This window comes from Enterobacter sp. BNK-13 (assembly GCF_048685015.1).
Taxonomy (GTDB): domain Bacteria; phylum Pseudomonadota; class Gammaproteobacteria; order Enterobacterales; family Enterobacteriaceae; genus Enterobacter; species Enterobacter quasiroggenkampii.
In genome coordinates this window covers 4755184-4771595 of record NZ_JBLQTP010000001.1, presented here as the reverse complement: position 1 = coordinate 4771595, position 16412 = coordinate 4755184, and the positions used below count along the sequence as shown (strand labels likewise).

Below are 16412 nucleotides of genomic sequence, written 5' to 3'. Positions count from 1 at the left end.
CCCGAACGACCGCAACCGAAAAGTTGCAAAAAAATGACTGACTGCTGCATTCCCCAGCAAAACCCCGCCTTATACCCTTTTATGCACAAAGTTATCCACAATCATGCACGGGTCCGGACGCGATCCCACGAATTGAGCGGGAAGATCAACTATACTAGCGGCAAATACTCTCCTCTGTGCAGGCCGCTTCATGACCACACAACGCCTCACCCGTGACTGGCGTCTCCCTACCGCTGGGTTGATGCTGCTGGCAATTCTCTTTGCCGGTTTTACCCTGCATACGCACTGGAACGCCTTTATCCAGTGGTGTCTTGCCACGCAAATTACCCTGCACCGTTATCTGGTGATGTACCTGCTGCAGCTGAATAACCACCAGTACAGCGGTGGGTTATGGCTGTTAACGGGGGCTTTCCTTTATGGTGTTCTTCATGCCATCGGACCTGGGCACGGAAAATTCATTGTGACGACCTATCTGACCACCAATAAGGAAAGCGAGCTGGCCGCCCGGGTCGTCCCCTTCCTGGGTAGCCTGATGCAGGGCGTCAGCGCCATTCTGTTTGTCTTTATTCTAGCGGTGGGGTTCAACCTCGCCTCAGGGGATATCAGTACCAGCCGCTGGTACGTGGAGAAGATCAGCGCAGTACTTATTGGCGCATTCGGCGCATTTGTCATTTACCAGGCGCTGAAGAGTCTGCGCCCGCGCAGGATGTCTGTCTCTGCCATTAAGCCGCTTCATCAGCACGACGAACACTGTGGCTGCGGCCATCACGGCGTAGGCACAGACCTGACGCAGGGCGACTGGAAAACCCGTCTGGGCGTGATTCTGGCAATTGGGGCACGCCCGTGCAGCGGGGCGATTATGATTCTGATGTTTTCGAACGCGCTGGGCATTGTTACCTGGGGAGTGGCCGCAGTCATGACCATGTCTCTGGGAACCGCGCTCTCTATTGTGGGGCTTTCCCTGGCTGTACGGTACGCCCGCGAACGTACGGTGACCTGGTTCGGAGAAAGCGCCTCATTAAGCTGGCTGGTGCCGGCAGTCAAAATAGCCGGAGGGATAGTCCTGATCCTGTTCGCGACGGTGCTGTTCCTGACGGTGATCCCCATCAGTGCCAATGGCGACTACATCGCCGCCGGATGCTAATAAAAGAAAACCCGCCGTTGGCGGGTTTCTTTATTACTCGTTGATGCGTGGATGCTGATCCACCAGTCGGGAGCGTTTTTTCTGCAGCTCTTCAATCTCGGCGTCAATATCCTCAATCTTCTGCTCTACATTATCGTAGTGCTCACGCAGGATCTCTTTCGCTTCCTGAATATCCGATGCCGCAGGCGTGGCGCCTTTCAGAGGACGATTCGCCGTCTCCTTCATGGTAATACCGGTAATCAAACCAATCACCGCGATCACCATCAGGTAATAAGCCGGCATCATCAGGTTCTGCGTGCTCTCCACCAGCGAGGCGGCAAGCGTCGGGGTCAGACCGGCAATCAGTACCGAGATGTTAAAGGCCGCGGCCAACGCGCTGTAGCGAATGTGGGTCGGGAACATCGCGGGCAGCGTTGAGGCCATCACCCCGATAAAGCAGTTAAGGATCACCGCCAGCATCAGCAGACCGGCAAAAATCAGCCCCAGCACATCGCTGTTAATCAGAATAAATGCCGGGATTGCCAGCGCAAACAGCGCAACGCTTCCCAGAATAATGAACGGTCGACGGCCAAAACGGTCACTCAACAGGCCCATAATCGGCTGCACAAACAGCATACCGACCATGATGGCGATAATAATCAGCACACCGTGATCTTCCGAGTAGTGCAGGTTATGCGACAGATAGCTCGGCATGTAGGTCAGCAGCATGTAGTAGGTCACGTTGGTCGAAATCACCAGACCAATACAGGTCAGCAGGCTGCGCCAGTGCTTAGTGGCGATCTCTTTGAACGATACCTTCGGACCATCCTGCAGCCCTTCACGGTCACCCTGTTCCAGTTTATCGACGTGCTGCTGGAACGCAGGCGTCTCTTCAAGCGCATGACGAAGGTAGAGACCAATGATCCCCAGCGGCAGTGCCAGGAAGAACGGGATACGCCAGCCCCAGTCGAGGAAGTTCGCTTCCCCCACTACGGTTGAAATCAGCACCACCACGCCCGCGCCCAGAACGAACCCGGCAATGGAGCCGAAGTCCAGCCAGCTTCCCATAAAGCCGCGCTTACGGTCGGGGGAATACTCGGCAACAAAGATCGAGGCACCGGTATATTCACCGCCCACGGAGAAGCCCTGCGCCATCTTACAGATCAGCAGCAGAATCGGTGCCCAAATGCCGATGGTGGCGTAAGACGGGATAAGACCGATACAGAATGTACTGATCGACATAATGACGATGGTGATAGCCAGGATCTTCTGACGACCATATTTATCACCGAGCATACCGAAGAACAGACCACCCAGCGGGCGAATCAGGAAGGGGACGGAGAACGTACCCAGTGCGGCAATCATCTGCAGGCTGGGATCGGCCCCGGGGAAAAACACTTTACCTAACGCATAGGCCACAAAGCCGTAGACACCAAAATCGAACCATTCCATCGCATTACCGAGCGAGGCTGCGGTAATCGCTTTACGCAGTTTTGCGTCATCAATAATGGTGACGTCGCGAAGCGTGATGGGTTTAATCTTTTTCCTTCTCAGCATAGCTATCCTCGTTGACTCGGCCCTGTCTGTTTCACAGTCCAGTTTACGTTCTGTGAACCATGGGATCCGCTCCATGCGAATCGCCTTATTCAAGCGTAGCAGGTTTACTTACATTGACGTTTTACGTCGATACAACCGAACCTGTTGACGCCTGCCTGGGCAGTTAATGACCTTTTTACCCTACCAGCGTTTATATTTGTGATCAACTTCACACATATTTCAGCGTCAGGTCAACTCGTTCCCGGATTTGTCAATGAGTGCAAATAAGCACTTTCTCATCCCCGCCTTTAGAGCCCCTTCACACACATCATGAGTTCTTTCTCAACAAAAAAAACAAACCACGTTTTCTCACATCCAATTTACATAAATTTTCATCATCAGGAAGCCATCGATGTTTTTACATTGAATATGTGACAAAGATAACTAAAACGATATTTTATTTTCATTGAATCAATATTCCATTGATCGCATGATAAATCCGAATACAACGTTTCATGTGTTTTCTAATGAGGTTAATCGAGAGCACGCATTTATTTTCCTTGCAGGGTTATCGAGAAATGCCCCTCAAGCAAAAACGCCAATCAATTGAATTTATTGACTAATTTTTAGCACCGATCGCCCGTCAGGCGGGGTCAGATGTGAGGATTGTCTATGAAGATTAAAGCCACGATAGAACGCATACCCGGCGGTATGATGCTGGTTCCGCTGGTACTGGGCGCCATCCTGAATACCCTTGCCCCTGATACCGGGGCTTATTTTGGCGGTTTCACAAAAGGCATGATAACGGGCACGGTTCCGATTCTTGCCGTCTGGTTTTTTTGTATCGGTGCATCTATTAATTTGCGGGCGACGGGTACCGTATTACGGAAATCCGGTACGCTGGTAATAACCAAAATAGCGGTAGCCTGGGCAGTAGCGATGATATGCGCGATGTTCATCCCGGAGACTGGAATTCAGACCGGGTTCTTCGCGGGATTATCGGTCCTGGCGATTGTCTCAGCGATGGATATGACTAACGGCGGATTGTACGCCAGCCTGATGAACCAGTACGGGACAAAAGAAGAGTCCGGCGCATTTGTGTTGATGTCTCTGGAGTCTGGCCCGCTGATGACGATGCTGATCCTGGGGTCTGCTGGCCTGGCCTCTTTTGAACCCCACCACTTTGTCGGCGCGATCCTGCCCTTCCTGATCGGCTTTGCCCTTGGCAATCTCGATCACGATCTGCGTGATTTCTTCAGCAAAGCCACGCCGGTGCTGATCCCGTTCTTCGGCTTCGCGCTGGGGAACACCATCAATCTGAAGGTTATCCTTGATACTGGCCTGCTGGGTATTGTGCTGGGTGTCGCCGTAATTATCATTACCGGTATCCCGCTAATCATTGCCGACCGCGCGATCGGCGGAGGAAACGGCACAGCGGGCGTCGCCGCCTCTTCAGCCGCAGGCGCTGCCGTCGCCAACCCGGTGATTATTGCCCAGATTAACCCGGCCTTCGAACCGGTGGCCGCTTCCGCGACGGCGCTGGTTGCGGCCAGCGTGATTGTCACCGCGATTCTGGTGCCGATCGTCACGGCGCTGTATGCGAAACGCTACGGGAATATGCAAGAGACCCAGCCTGAACCGAAACCAATTGAAATGAATCATTAACGCGCCGCACCAAACCACTCCCTCTCCCCCCGGGGAGAGGATCAAGGTGAGGGGAAGAAGGGATTCACCCAAAAATCTCTTCCACCATCCCGTCCACCAGCCGTTTTGCCGAACAGAGCCTCGGCATTCCCAGCGCGACGGTCTGCCAGTTTTGCGTCACTGACCAGCTCACCGGATGCTTATCCGCCTGACACCAGTCCCCCAGCCAGCCCAGCATGTCTTTATGATCGATCAATCCCGGCGAAGCCGGCGTTGTCAGCCACTGGTGATAAAAATGGCGGGTCGTGGGGGAGGCATTGATGCCCTGCGCCAGATAGTTAGCCGCCATGCTGCGCAGGTTATCCTTAAGCATTGCCGCCACATCTTCGTTCGCGAGACGGCATGCGTCGCCAAATGCCCCCCAGCGCAGCTCCTCCAGGACGATAAAACAGCGCCCGGCCAGCGACCAGCCATCATAATGCCCGGCCCGCCAGCGGGTAAAAATTTGCTCGCTGTGCTCACCCGCCTGCACCGTCAGGCCGCGCTGGGTCAGCGCCTTTTCCTTATAGGCTGCGCGTTGGGTAAAATGAGACACGAGATCGGCGTACTGCTGCGTCAGTCCGGGGGACTGCAGGGTGCGCGGGTGAGTCTGCTGACGCAGCGCTATCAGCTTCTCTGCCATCAGAGTCAGCGCGAGATGACCCGGATCAAGCATGCTGGCCAGTTTTTCCGCCAGCCCCAGACGCAGCCCCGCATTTTCATTGAGCATCCCCGCCATTGCCCAGGGGCGTAGCCGGGTATGCGTCATGATTTCCTGCGTCAAACGCTCACGAAACTGCAGCTGCTGTGGTCCCAGGCGGGGATGACGCGCCGCGTCTCCCCCCTGCACCAGATCGACCATAAATTTTGGATTAATACACTCCAGCGTTCGCCCGGGGCCGTCCAGTAGTGGTGTTGTCATGGTTGCTCTGCCGCGAATAGGGTTTGAATATCATCGCGTAACAGTCGGGTATCTTCCTGTATCCACGTCGCAGTAGTGATGCTTTGCTTCAACAACTGGCAGAGCGCTCGGGTTGAGTGCTCATTTTGCTGACGCACTGCGAGGCTATCACGCAAGCTTTCCTGTAACCCGGTCAGGCACAACGAAAATTCTGCAAAGAACGTCGCCATTCCTGCCGTAACAGAGACATCGACCTGCGCGGACAAAGCTTTACGTATTTGTTCACAAAACTGATCAATATGTTGCTTAAATTTGTCATGTAGCTGCGCAATGTCGATAACATACCGCGTGCGCGTTTCCACATACTCGTCCCAGCCCCAGCCTGGATTATTGAGCCAACGAGAGACCGTTTCACGCATGCTGCTCCCGCCGGAGGGAGGGACGGCCTGGCTGTCGTCCTGCGCAATCGCATCGTTGAACAGCGCCCGCGTATTAAAGTTAAGCTGGCTTGCCTGAAACGCCGGGAAGCTGATCCGCGCCCGAAAACCCGCATGGCTCAGATGCTCTTTAATACGCGTTTCGATGGGACGCATGGCTTCGTTCAGAGAGCGCGCCAGCGTGGACTCCAGCTGATCGAAGCGTAACGCCAGCTCCCGGCCGATCTTCGTCTGGGCATCCAGCATCACCTGCTCGCAGGAGGCGCGTAATTTACTCAGCGCAATCTGCGCCTGCCTTTCATCGTCCAGAACCAGCTGCTTCAGCACCTCACCGCGAAGGTTCGGCCGGTCGGTGCCTGGCAAATCAAGAATCGGGTGCGTGCTGAACACCAGGTCAATTTCATGGTGTAGCGCGGTTTTTTGGGACCCGATAAAGTCCGCGGTAGCGCTCAGCGCTTCCTCAACCTCGTGTTTCACCTCATCGCTCACCACGCACTGACGCGTCTGCAAAAGCGCCATGTCCTCTTCCAGACGTGCGATATTCAACTCCAGCGCCTCAAAGGCCACCGTCAGCCCCTGATAGCGGAAATCGAGATACTCGCGGGCATTTTGCGCGTAGTTGAGCAGCTTATGCGAGGCTGAACGCAGCGCGTATAGCGAGGCATTGGCATAGGCGGCGTAAATCAGCTTACGTATCGGTTGCTCGAAGAGCGAATCTTCCCAGAGCAAATCGGCAGAATGTCGGATATGGTCGATATCGTCCAGGTCCGCCGTACGCCAGCGACGTCCGAGTGCCGCTTCGGCAAAATCCTGCACCCAGGGTTGCTCCTGATGATCCGGCAGTTGACCGTGCGTACTCAACTCGTAGCGCGCGCGGTTCGCCAGATACGCCCACATGGACGAAACGGGATAAATCTGCCCAGGCGAAATATTGCCTTTCATTAAGGTGCCGGAGATCATCGCCCGGATTTGTTCTTCATCGTCGCTATTGCGATCTTTCTGATCGAATTTATTAACCAGCGCATACAGCGGCACCGATTTTCCCGCCGCGGAAATGGCCTGGCGGACTTCTTCATCAGAGATGGATTTAAGCTGGGTATAATCCATCACGGCCAGCACCGCCGATGCGCGGGAGAGTTGCTCGCTGAGCATTTTTTGCAGATGCGGCTGTCCGGCCTCGTTCGGCCCGGGCGTGTCGAGCAGCGTCAGCTGCCCGAGGTGGGCATCCAGGCCCGCAAGATGCACGAACTCCACTTCAATGACCGGGATATGTTCGATAGCCGCATATTCCGAGAACGGAAACGCCACGCCCAGCGCCTGGGAAAGTCTCACCAGGTCATTGAGGCTTTTCAGACAATGAAATATCGGCTGCGCGCCCAGATGATGCTTCTCAAACGCTTCCCCTTTTTCAATGCGCTCCAGCAGCGTATTCATGTCTTTATCAATTTCCAGACGCTGGGCCAGCTTCCCGCGATCGTAATCGCATAGCTGTTTCTGAAGCAGTTGGATCAATTCATCAATCGGGGAGGCATGAGAGAAATGCAGCACCGGCTCCTTCTGACCCGGCGTGTGGCGGATCAGCGTCGGCAGCGCCGTCATCGGACGATTGCGGTTCGGCAGCACTTCGGTACCCACAATCGCATTAATGGTGGTCGATTTTCCCGCTTTCATGGTGCCCACAATGGCCAGGACCATTTCCAGCCGGGTTATTTTCCGTAATTCATTATTCAGCATCGCCTGCTGCGCGTCGACGCCGCGCGCGCTAAAATGCAAAGGTAAAACGTTGTTCGTTTCGCCTGTAATAGCAGCCGCAGTGCTCTCCAGCATTGCAGTCGGCATTGATTTCAACGTATCAAGATTTTGCAGGGCAAGCTGTAACAAACGCTCCGCTTCCTGGCTTAATTCAAAAATGGTCTGTGTGTGCATGATAAAAGCCTTTCCTTAACGCAAATTTATTACTTTTATTAAGCCACTTGTTTTAATTATGTCGTTCAGGCTTATATGATCACGTGTGGAAAACATGTTCGCCGAAATATAACTGATTGAAGATAATCAGAAATAATTCACTATCCTTGCATGGCGTGTATAGCTTCTCTCCTGGCCCGTTAGCCAAAAGAAAAAAGCGTAGCCCATTTTTAAGAAACTTCAGGATATATCATCATTATTTATCCACCTAAAAAGAGAGGTAATGTGCCACTGCCATAAGATATGTAGGGCAGTGAAGTCCGGCGATAAATAACAATGTGTCGCTTCACCTTATCCGAAATGGCAGAGCGTAGCAATTTGCTGCAATAAAATATTCGATATATTTATCGTCATTTCTTCCCACCGTGTTAATGGGCATAAGCATCGCTTAACTGACTGACAGAACGTGTCACTCCCGATACGCTTTTTGCCTTTTTAATTCACAATATCACCGACAACGGTGTGGATTTGCGCTATACTTGCCGCCTTTTTCGGCACCCTGCCGTCATTTTGCTGGCACTTTCCAGCGCGTTTACACTTTTGAGGATACCGATATGTCACTTCCACACTGCCCAAAATGCAATTCTGAATACACCTATGAAGATAATGGCATGTTCATCTGCCCGGAATGCGCTCATGAATGGAATGATGCCGAGCCGGCTCAGGATGCTGATGCGCTCATCGTGAAAGATGCGAACGGCAATCTGCTGGCGGACGGTGACAGCGTTACCGTCGTTAAGGACCTGAAGGTGAAAGGCAGTTCTTCCATGCTGAAAATCGGCACCAAAGTGAAGAATATCCGTCTGGTTGAAGGCGATCATAATATCGACTGCAAAATTGACGGCTTCGGTCCGATGAAACTGAAATCTGAGTTCGTGAAAAAGAACTGATTTACCCGCCCGGTGGCGCTTCGCTTGCCGGGCTTTCGGGAACTACACTTAATGGGCTTTTCTTACGTGAGGTAAAGATTATGCCGTTAAGTCCCTACATCTCTTTCGCCGGCAACTGCGCTGAGGCCACCGCCTTCTACCAGCAAGCCGTCGGCGCAGAGCTTCTCTATAAAATTACCTTCGGCGAAATGCCAAAAAGCGATAACAGCGATGAAGGCTGTCCGTCCGGTATGCAATTTCCGGATTCGGCTATCGCCCACTCCAACGTCCGCATTGCGGGCAGCGATATCATGATGAGCGACGGGTTGCCGCCTGGCAGCAATGCGCAGTACGCGGGCTTTACGCTGGTGCTCGACACCCAGGACGTCGATGAAGGCAAGCGCTGGTTCGACAACCTTGCCGATGGCGGGAATATCGAAATGGCCTGGCAGGAGACCTTCTGGGCGCACGGTTTCGGTAAAGTCACCGACAAATACGGCGTGCCGTGGATGATTAACGTCGTCAAGCAACAAACGTCGTAGGCAGGACACGCGCAGCGCATCCGCCCACAGCGCCGGTGGCGCTGCGCTGACCGGGCCTACGATGATTGTCATCAAACTCCGCTCAACTCTTCAAACTCCCGCAACCTGCACTTAACCCAAATGTCACATTGATGCGCCAGCATGAGGCCACATTTATCGTGAGGCCCAGCACATGCAAACTGTCATCCGCGTCGAGAAACTGAGCAAGACCTTCAATCACAACAAGGCTCTGCATGCCGTTGATCTGACCGTCCGGCAGGGCGATATGGTGGCACTTCTCGGGCCTTCCGGCTCGGGTAAATCCACTCTTCTGCGCCATTTGAGCGGGCTTATCACCGGCGATAAAACGCCGGAAAGCCACGTCGAGCTGCTGGGTAATACCGTGCAGCGCGCGGGGCGTCTGGCGAGCGATATCCGCAAGAGCCGTGCCCAGACGGGCTATATCTTCCAGCAGTTCAACCTGGTAAACCGCCTGACGGTGCTGGAGAACGTGCTGATTGGCGCGCTCGGCAGCACCCCGTTCTGGCGCACCTGTCTGCGCTGGTTCACCCCTTCCCAGAAGCAGGAAGCCTTACAGGCGCTGACCCGCGTCGGCATGGCGCACTTCGCCCACCAGCGCGTCTCCACCCTGTCCGGTGGACAACAGCAGCGCGTGGCGATTGCGCGCGCGCTGATGCAGAAAGCGCAAATCATTCTTGCTGACGAACCCATCGCCTCGCTGGACCCGGAGTCCGCCCGCATCGTGATGGAAACCCTGCGCGACATTAACCAGAACGACGGCATCACAGTAGTGGTCACGCTGCATCAGGTGGATTACGCCCTGCGCTATTGCGAACGCATCGTCGCCCTGCGTCAGGGGCACGTGTTCTTTGATGGCGCGAGCCATCAGTTTGATAACGAACGTTTTGACCATCTCTATCGCAGCATTAACCGCGTCGAAGAGAACGCGCAGGCTGCTTAATTAAACCCGATCCGAGGAAAGTACATGAGCTACAAAGCCGTTGCCGCGCTGGCCTTTACCAGCATGTTCAGCCTCAGCACCCTGTTAAGCCCGGCGTATGCACAAGAGCAGGAAAAAGCGCTGAACTTCGGCATTATTTCGACGGAATCACAGCAAAACCTGAAACCTCAGTGGGAACCGTTCCTGAAAGATATGGAAACCAAACTGGGGATCAAAGTGAACGCCTTCTTCGCCCCGGACTATGCAGGCATCATCCAGGGGATGCGCTTTAATAAAGTAGACATCGCCTGGTACGGCAACCTCTCCGCCATGGAAGCGGTGGACCGCGCGAACGGCCAGGTCTTTGCCCAGACCGTCGCGGCAGATGGCTCCCCGGGCTACTGGAGCGTGCTGATCGTCAACAAAGACAGCCCAATCAACAACCTCAATGACATGCTCGCCAAACGCAAAGAGCTGACCTTCGGCAACGGCGATCCGAACTCTACCTCCGGCTACCTTGTCCCTGGCTACTACGTCTTCGCCAAAAACAACGCCTCTGCCAGCGACTTCAAGCGCACGGTAAACGCCAGCCATGAAACCAACGCTCTGGCCGTGGCCAACAAGCAGGTGGATGTTGCCACCAACAACACCGAGAACCTCGACAAGCTGAAGACCTCCGCCCCGGACAAGCTGAAAGAGATCAAGGTTATCTGGAAATCCCCGCTGATCCCCGGCGACCCGATCGTGTGGCGTAAAAACCTGTCCGAAAGCACCAAGGACAAGGTGTACGACTTCTTTATGACCTATGGCAAAACGCCGGAAGAGAAAGCGGTCCTCGAACGTCTGGGCTGGGCGCCGTTCCGCCCGTCAAGCGACCTGCAGCTGGTCCCGATTCGCCAGCTGGCGCTGTTTAAAGAGATGCAGGGCGTGAAGGACAACAAAGGCCTGAAGGACGAGGAGAAGACCAGCAAAGTGGCCGCGATTCAGGCCCAGCTTGAAGACCTCGACCGCCTGACCGCCGCGCTCGGCGCGATGACGAGCGTGAATAAAGCGGTGCAGTAACGCTTTTCGCCCGGTGGCGCTGCGCTTACCGGGCCTACATTTTGGATCGTAGGCCGGATAAGCGTAGCGCCATCCGGCACACAAAGACCTGCGGAGTAATACATGCAAACCATCACCCTCCCACCGCCAAAGCGCAGCTGGTTCTCGCTCATAAGCTGGGCCATCCTGCTGGCGGTGCTGGTTATCTCCTGGAAGGGCGCGGAAATGGATCCGCTGCTGCTCTTCAAAGACGCGGGCAACATGGCGACCTTCGCCGCCGACTTCTTCCCGCCGGACTTCAGCCAGTGGCAGGACTACCTCAGCGAAATGGCGGTCACCCTGCAAATCGCCGTCTGGGGCACCGCGCTGGCCGTTATTCTCTCTGTTCCGTTTGGCCTGATGAGCGCCGAAAACATCGTGCCGTGGTGGGTATACCAGCCCATGCGCCGCCTGATGGACGCCTGTCGAGCGATCAACGAAATGGTCTTTGCGATGCTGTTCGTGGTCGCCGTCGGCCTGGGTCCGTTTGCGGGCGTCATGGCGCTGTTCATCCACACCACCGGTGTGCTCTCCAAGCTGCTCTCCGAGGTGGTCGAAGCCATTGAGCCCGGTCCGGTGGAAGGCATTCGCGCGACCGGCGCCAACAAAATCGAAGAGATCCTCTACGGCGTTCTGCCACAGGTGATGCCGCTGCTGATCTCCTACTCCCTGTACCGCTTTGAGTCCAACGTCCGCTCCGCCACCGTCGTCGGCATGGTCGGCGCAGGCGGGATTGGCGTCACCCTGTGGGAAGCGATTCGCGGTTTCCAGTTCCAGCAAACCTGTGCCCTGATGGTGCTTATCATCATCACCGTCAGCCTGCTGGATTTCCTCTCTCAACGTTTGCGTAAGCACTTCATCTGAGAAGCGAGGCTTTGTTTTCTATGCACTTATCCAGACATCCGACCAGTTACCCTACCCGCTGGCAAGAGATTGCGGCGAAGCTCGAAGTGGAGCTGCGCACGCACTACCGCTGCGGAGACTACCTTCCTGCCGAGCAGCAGCTTGCCGACCGCTATGAAGTGAACCGACACACCCTGCGCCGTGCCATTGACCAGCTGGTCGAGCGCGGCTGGGTCCAGCGCCGTCAGGGCGTGGGCGTGCTGGTGCTGATGCGCCCGTTCGACTACCCGCTTAACGCCCAGGCGCGCTTTAGCCAGAACCTGCTGGATCAGGGCAGCCACCCGACCAGCGAAAAGCTGCTCTCTGTCTTACGCCCGGCCTCCAGCCACGTGGCGGACGCGCTGGGTATTCAGGAGGGCGACAACGTCATCCACCTGCGCACCCTGCGCCGGGTCAACGGCGTCGCGGTGTGCCAGATAGACCACTACTTCGCGGATCTCACCCTCTGGCCAGTGCTGCAGAATTTCTCCAGCGGTTCGCTACATGATTTTCTCCAGAATGCGACAGGCATTGCGCTGAAACGCACCCAGACGCGTATCAGCGCCCGCCGCGCGCAGGCGAAAGAGAGCAAAGTGCTCGAAATCCCCAATATGGCCCCGCTGCTCTGCGTGCGCACCCTCAACCACCGTGACGGCGAGATCGACGCGACGGAATATTCCGTCAGCCTGACCCGCGCCGACATGATCGAATTCACCATGGAGCACTGAATGCACTTCGACACCGCCACCCGACAGCGCTGGATGCGCGTGCTGGCCCACAGCCAGCCTGCTGCGCTGTCTGCCCGCATGAACGCCCTTAGCCTGGCTCCCGGGTACGACATCCTCCGCGCGCCGGAGATCGGCCTCGTGCAGATCCAGGCGCGCATGGGCGGCACCGGCGAGCGCTTTTTCGCCGGGGATGCCACCCTCACCCGCGCAGCGATCCGCCTGCACAGCGGCACGCTGGGCTACAGCTACGTACTGGGGCGTGATAAAGCCCACGCCGAGCGCTGCGCGGTCATCGACGCGCTTTTACAGGAACCACCGCATTTCCAGACGCTGATGGAAACCCTTATTTCCCCGCTGGAGGCCGACCGCACCGCACGTCTTGCCGCGCGTCAGGCCGAAGTGAATACCAGCCGGGTCGACTTCTTTACGCTCGTTCGCGGAGACAACGCATGACGCTTCAACCTGCTTTTACCCTGGCCGTCCAGGATGCCCAACACAGTTTTCGTCGCCTGCTGAAGGCCATGAGCGAGCCGGGCGTGATTGTCTCGCTGCACCAGCTCTCCCAGGGCTGGCTGCCGCTGAATCTGGCCACCACCAGCGTACTGCTGACCCTGGCCGACAACGATACCCCGGTATGGCTTTCGGGTGCCCTGTCGAACGACATCGCCAGCCAGAACCTGCGTTTTCATACCGGCGCTCCGCTGGTCGATCAGCCCCGGCAGGCGATCTTTGCCGTGGCCGACGAACAAATCAGCCATGAACAGCTGAATGCCCTGAGCGAAGGCACCGCCGTCGCCCCGGAAACCAGCGCCACGCTGATTTTGCAGGTCGCCAGCCTGAGCGGCGGCCGCATGCTGCGCCTGACCGGCGCAGGCATCGCCGACGAGCGCATGGTCGCGCCGCAGCTGCCAGAGTGCATCATTCACGAGCTGACCGAGCGCCCGCACCCGTTCCCGCTGGGCATTGACCTGATCCTGACCTGCGGCGAACGCCTGCTGGCCATCCCGCGGACCACCCACGTGGAGGTGTGCTGATGTACGTAGCCGTTAAAGGGGGCGAGAAGGCCATCACCGCCGCCCATGCGCTGCAGGCGCACAGACGACGGGGCGATGAACAGCTCCCCGAGCTGAGCGTCGCCCAGATTGAGCAGCAGCTTAATCTCGCCGTAGACCGGGTAATGACCGAAGGCGGCATCGCCGACCGAGAACTGGCGGCGCTGGCCCTGAAGCAGGCCAGCGGTGATAACGTGGAAGCGATCTTCCTGCTGCGCGCCTACCGCACCACGCTGGCGAAACTGGCGGTCAGCGAGCCGGTGAACACGGCGGAGATGCGCCTGGAGCGCCGCATTTCTGCCGTTTATAAAGACATCCCCGGCGGCCAGCTGCTTGGCCCTACCTATGACTACACCCATCGCCTGCTGGATTTTACCCTGCTGGCGAACGGCGAGGCGCCACGACTCAGTAACTCTGACGCCGAACAGGAACCGTCTCCGCACGTCTTCAGCCTGCTGGCGAAACAGGGCCTGGCGAAGGCGGAGGAGGACTCCGGCGCGCAGCCGGATGACATCACCCGCACGCCGCCGGTCTACCCGTGTACACGCTCGTCCCGCCTGCAGCAGCTGATGCGCGGCGACGAAGGCTATCTGCTGGCGCTGGCCTACTCCACCCAGCGCGGCTACGGGCGTAACCATCCATTTGCCGCCGAAATTCGCAGCGGCTACATCGACGTTGAAATCGTGCCGGAAGAGCTGGGATTTGCGGTGAACATCGGCGAACTGCTGATGACCGAATGCGAAATGGTGAACGGTTTTGTTGCCCCCGAAAATGAAGACCCGCACTTTACCCGCGGCTACGGGCTGGTGTTTGGCCTTGGCGAGCGCAAGGCGATGGCCATGGCGCTGGTCGACCGCGCCCTGCAGGCGCCGGACTACGGCGAACACATCGCGGGCCCGGCGCAGGACGAAGAGTTCGTCCTGGCCCACGCGGATAACGTCGAGGCCGCGGGCTTCGTCTCGCATCTCAAGCTGCCGCACTACGTCGATTTCCAGGCCGAACTGGAACTGCTGAAACGCCTGCAACGGGAGCGCAAACATGGCTAACTTAAGCGGCTACAACTTTGCCTATCTGGATGAGCAAACCAAACGCATGATCCGCCGAGCGATACTTAAAGCGGTGGCGATCCCTGGCTATCAGGTGCCGTTCGGCGGCCGCGAAATGCCGATGCCCTACGGCTGGGGTACCGGCGGTATTCAGCTCACCGCCAGCGTGATCGGTGAAGCAGACGTGTTGAAAGTGATCGACCAGGGCGCGGACGACACCACCAACGCCGTATCGATCCGCACCTTCTTTCAGCGGGTGACGGGCGTCGCGACCACGGAAAAAACCGAAGACGCGACGCTGATCCAGACCCGCCACCGCATTCCGGAAACCCCGCTGACGGAAGATCAGATTTTGATTTTCCAGGTGCCGATCCCGGAGCCGCTGCGCTTTATCGAGCCGCGCGAAACCGAAACCCGCACCATGCACGCCCTGGAAGAGTACGGTGTCATGCAGGTGAAGCTGTATGAGGATATCGCCCGCTTCGGCCATATCGCCACCACCTATGCCTACCCGGTGAAGGTCAACGGGCGCTACGTCATGGACCCGTCGCCGATCCCGAAATTCGATAACCCGAAGATGGACATGATGCCCGCCCTGCAGCTGTTCGGTGCCGGACGTGAAAAACGCATCTACGCCGTCCCGCCCTACACGCGTGTCGAAAGCCTGGATTTCGACGATCACCCGTTTACGGTGCAGGAGTGGGACGAACCGTGCGCCATCTGCGGTTCCAAACACAGCTATCTGGATGAAGTGGTGCTGGAAGACACGGGCAAACGGATGTTTGTCTGCTCCGACACCGATTTCTGCCGCCAACAGAGCGAGGCGAACGGCCAATGAAACCGCTGCTTTCGGTTAACAACCTGACCCACCTGTATGCGCCGGGCAAAGGCTTTAGCGACGTGTCGTTCGAGCTGTGGCCGGGCGAAGTGCTGGGGATTGTCGGCGAGTCCGGCTCAGGCAAAACCACCCTGCTGAAGTCCATCTCCGCGCGCCTGACGCCGCAACACGGCGAGATACTCTATCAGGGACACTCCCTCTATGGCATGAGCGAGGCCGAGCGCCGCCGCCTGCTGCGCACCGAGTGGGGCGTGGTGCACCAGCACCCGATGGACGGCCTGCGCCGTCAGGTCTCGGCGGGGGGAAATATCGGCGAACGCCTGATGGCCACCGGCGCGCGCCACTACGGCAACATCCGCGCTACGGCGCAACACTGGCTGGAAGAAGTGGAAATCCCCGCGTCGCGCATCGACGACCTGCCCACCACCTTCTCCGGCGGTATGCAGCAGCGCCTGCAGATCGCCCGCAACCTGGTCACGCACCCGAAGCTGGTGTTTATGGATGAACCCACCGGCGGGCTGGACGTCTCGGTGCAGGCGCGCCTGCTCGACCTGCTGCGCGGCCTGGTGGTAGAGCTGAACCTGGCAGTGGTGATTGTCACCCACGATCTGGGCGTTGCGCGCCTGCTGGCGGACCGCCTGCTGGTGATGAAGCAGGGTCGGGTGGTGGAAATTGGGTTAACCGACCGTGTGCTCGACGATCCCCACCATCCCTACACCCAGCTGCTGGTGTCGTCCGTGTTGCAGAACTGAGGGTGCTGCTGCCGGGTGGCGCTGCGCTTACCCGGCCT

General features: G+C 57.2%; 16 protein-coding genes. 13 read left to right on the top strand and 3 right to left on the bottom strand.

From position 1 onward, the window contains the following. The first annotated feature begins 190 nt into the window (after positions 1-190). Complete coding sequence (locus ACMGGQ_RS22990) at positions 191-1144, top strand: nickel/cobalt transporter (protein WP_048030293.1); 954 nt, start codon at positions 191-193, stop codon at positions 1142-1144. A gap of 33 nt (positions 1145-1177) precedes the next feature. Here the strand turns inward: ACMGGQ_RS22990 and proP are convergent, their stop codons facing one another. Further along, a complete protein-coding gene (proP, locus tag ACMGGQ_RS22985) occupies positions 1178-2680 on the bottom strand; it encodes a glycine betaine/L-proline transporter ProP (protein WP_024906762.1) in 1503 nt (500 codons plus the stop codon). Positions 2681-3331: 651 nt separating this feature from the next. On the opposite strand from proP, the gene kdgT reads away from it, so the two are divergent. Continuing rightward, positions 3332-4324: a 2-keto-3-deoxygluconate transporter gene (kdgT, locus tag ACMGGQ_RS22980; RefSeq protein ID WP_045909208.1), complete on the top strand. Its 993-nt coding sequence runs from the start codon at positions 3332-3334 to the stop codon at positions 4322-4324. Positions 4325-4388: 64 nt separating this feature from the next. Here kdgT and ACMGGQ_RS22975 read toward each other — a convergent pair whose 3' ends face one another. Together ACMGGQ_RS22975 and crfC are read right to left on the bottom strand one after the other, a co-directional pair. Beyond that, positions 4389-5264, bottom strand: coding sequence for a diguanylate cyclase regulator RdcB family protein (locus tag ACMGGQ_RS22975; protein ID WP_045909207.1), 876 nt, complete (start codon positions 5262-5264; stop codon positions 4389-4391). Then, a complete protein-coding gene (gene crfC / locus ACMGGQ_RS22970; protein WP_223539895.1) occupies positions 5261-7606 on the bottom strand; it encodes a clamp-binding protein CrfC in 2346 nt (781 codons plus the stop codon). Before crfC ends, ACMGGQ_RS22975 begins: the two co-directional genes overlap by 4 nt. Before the next feature lie 593 nt (positions 7607-8199). Between crfC and ACMGGQ_RS22965 the strand changes: the two genes are divergently transcribed. The 11 genes from ACMGGQ_RS22965 to phnK all read left to right on the top strand — a co-directional run bounded on the left by ACMGGQ_RS22965 (position 8200) and on the right by phnK (position 16374). Beyond that, entirely contained in the window at positions 8200-8535 is a 336-nt protein-coding gene (locus tag ACMGGQ_RS22965) for a zinc ribbon domain-containing protein YjdM (protein ID WP_008500067.1), read from the top strand. 80 nt (positions 8536-8615) lie between these two features. Beyond that, positions 8616-9056: a VOC family metalloprotein YjdN gene (gene yjdN, locus ACMGGQ_RS22960; RefSeq protein ID WP_063622845.1), complete on the top strand. Its 441-nt coding sequence runs from the start codon at positions 8616-8618 to the stop codon at positions 9054-9056. A 172-nt stretch (positions 9057-9228) separates the two neighbouring features. Next, on the top strand, positions 9229-10017 hold the full coding sequence (phnC, locus tag ACMGGQ_RS22955; protein WP_023618659.1) for a phosphonate ABC transporter ATP-binding protein: 789 nt from the start codon (positions 9229-9231) through the stop codon (positions 10015-10017). Positions 10018-10041: 24 nt separating this feature from the next. Next, positions 10042-11058 carry a phosphonate ABC transporter substrate-binding protein gene (gene phnD, locus ACMGGQ_RS22950; RefSeq protein WP_024906756.1) on the top strand — a complete coding sequence of 339 codons (1017 nt, stop codon included), beginning with the start codon at positions 10042-10044 and terminating at the stop codon, positions 11056-11058. A 102-nt stretch (positions 11059-11160) separates the two neighbouring features. Beyond that, positions 11161-11940, top strand: a complete 780-nt coding sequence (gene phnE, locus ACMGGQ_RS22945; protein ID WP_420290548.1) for a phosphonate ABC transporter, permease protein PhnE — start codon at positions 11161-11163, stop codon at positions 11938-11940. A 20-nt stretch (positions 11941-11960) separates the two neighbouring features. Further along, positions 11961-12686 (top strand): phosphonate metabolism transcriptional regulator PhnF, encoded by a 726-nt coding sequence (phnF, locus tag ACMGGQ_RS22940; protein WP_023326523.1) that lies wholly within the window; start codon positions 11961-11963, stop codon positions 12684-12686. Further along, positions 12687-13139, top strand: a complete 453-nt coding sequence (gene phnG / locus ACMGGQ_RS22935) for a phosphonate C-P lyase system protein PhnG (RefSeq protein WP_420290547.1) — start codon at positions 12687-12689, stop codon at positions 13137-13139. Then, positions 13136-13720, top strand: a complete 585-nt coding sequence (gene phnH / locus ACMGGQ_RS22930; RefSeq protein WP_023345283.1) for a phosphonate C-P lyase system protein PhnH — start codon at positions 13136-13138, stop codon at positions 13718-13720. The genes phnG and phnH overlap by 4 nt, the downstream gene beginning before the upstream one ends. Further along, complete coding sequence (locus ACMGGQ_RS22925; RefSeq protein ID WP_420290546.1) at positions 13720-14784, top strand: carbon-phosphorus lyase complex subunit PhnI; 1065 nt, start codon at positions 13720-13722, stop codon at positions 14782-14784. The genes phnH and ACMGGQ_RS22925 overlap by 1 nt, the downstream gene beginning before the upstream one ends. After that, positions 14777-15622 (top strand): alpha-D-ribose 1-methylphosphonate 5-phosphate C-P-lyase PhnJ, encoded by an 846-nt coding sequence (locus ACMGGQ_RS22920; RefSeq protein WP_420290545.1) that lies wholly within the window; start codon positions 14777-14779, stop codon positions 15620-15622. The genes ACMGGQ_RS22925 and ACMGGQ_RS22920 overlap by 8 nt, the downstream gene beginning before the upstream one ends. Next, a complete protein-coding gene (phnK, locus tag ACMGGQ_RS22915; RefSeq protein WP_420290544.1) occupies positions 15619-16374 on the top strand; it encodes a phosphonate C-P lyase system protein PhnK in 756 nt (251 codons plus the stop codon). The genes ACMGGQ_RS22920 and phnK overlap by 4 nt, the downstream gene beginning before the upstream one ends. Positions 16375-16412 lie beyond the last annotated feature (38 nt).

Excerpts from the sequence above, each read along its gene's own strand:
- ACMGGQ_RS22990 (WP_048030293.1), top strand. The coding sequence starts at position 191 with ATGACCACACAACGCCTCACCCGTGACTGGCGTCTCCCTACCGCTGGG.
- proP (WP_024906762.1), bottom strand. The coding sequence starts at position 2,680 with ATGCTGAGAAGGAAAAAGATTAAACCCATCACGCTTCGCGACGTCACC.
- kdgT (WP_045909208.1), top strand. The coding sequence starts at position 3,332 with ATGAAGATTAAAGCCACGATAGAACGCATACCCGGCGGTATGATGCTG.
- ACMGGQ_RS22975 (WP_045909207.1), bottom strand. The coding sequence starts at position 5,264 with ATGACAACACCACTACTGGACGGCCCCGGGCGAACGCTGGAGTGTATT.
- crfC (WP_223539895.1), bottom strand. The coding sequence starts at position 7,606 with ATGCACACACAGACCATTTTTGAATTAAGCCAGGAAGCGGAGCGTTTG.
- ACMGGQ_RS22965 (WP_008500067.1), top strand. The coding sequence starts at position 8,200 with ATGTCACTTCCACACTGCCCAAAATGCAATTCTGAATACACCTATGAA.
- yjdN (WP_063622845.1), top strand. The coding sequence starts at position 8,616 with ATGCCGTTAAGTCCCTACATCTCTTTCGCCGGCAACTGCGCTGAGGCC.
- phnC (WP_023618659.1), top strand. The coding sequence starts at position 9,229 with ATGCAAACTGTCATCCGCGTCGAGAAACTGAGCAAGACCTTCAATCAC.
- phnD (WP_024906756.1), top strand. The coding sequence starts at position 10,042 with ATGAGCTACAAAGCCGTTGCCGCGCTGGCCTTTACCAGCATGTTCAGC.
- phnE (WP_420290548.1), top strand. The coding sequence starts at position 11,161 with ATGCAAACCATCACCCTCCCACCGCCAAAGCGCAGCTGGTTCTCGCTC.
- phnF (WP_023326523.1), top strand. The coding sequence starts at position 11,961 with ATGCACTTATCCAGACATCCGACCAGTTACCCTACCCGCTGGCAAGAG.
- phnG (WP_420290547.1), top strand. The coding sequence starts at position 12,687 with ATGCACTTCGACACCGCCACCCGACAGCGCTGGATGCGCGTGCTGGCC.
- phnH (WP_023345283.1), top strand. The coding sequence starts at position 13,136 with ATGACGCTTCAACCTGCTTTTACCCTGGCCGTCCAGGATGCCCAACAC.
- ACMGGQ_RS22925 (WP_420290546.1), top strand. The coding sequence starts at position 13,720 with ATGTACGTAGCCGTTAAAGGGGGCGAGAAGGCCATCACCGCCGCCCAT.
- ACMGGQ_RS22920 (WP_420290545.1), top strand. The coding sequence starts at position 14,777 with ATGGCTAACTTAAGCGGCTACAACTTTGCCTATCTGGATGAGCAAACC.
- phnK (WP_420290544.1), top strand. The coding sequence starts at position 15,619 with ATGAAACCGCTGCTTTCGGTTAACAACCTGACCCACCTGTATGCGCCG.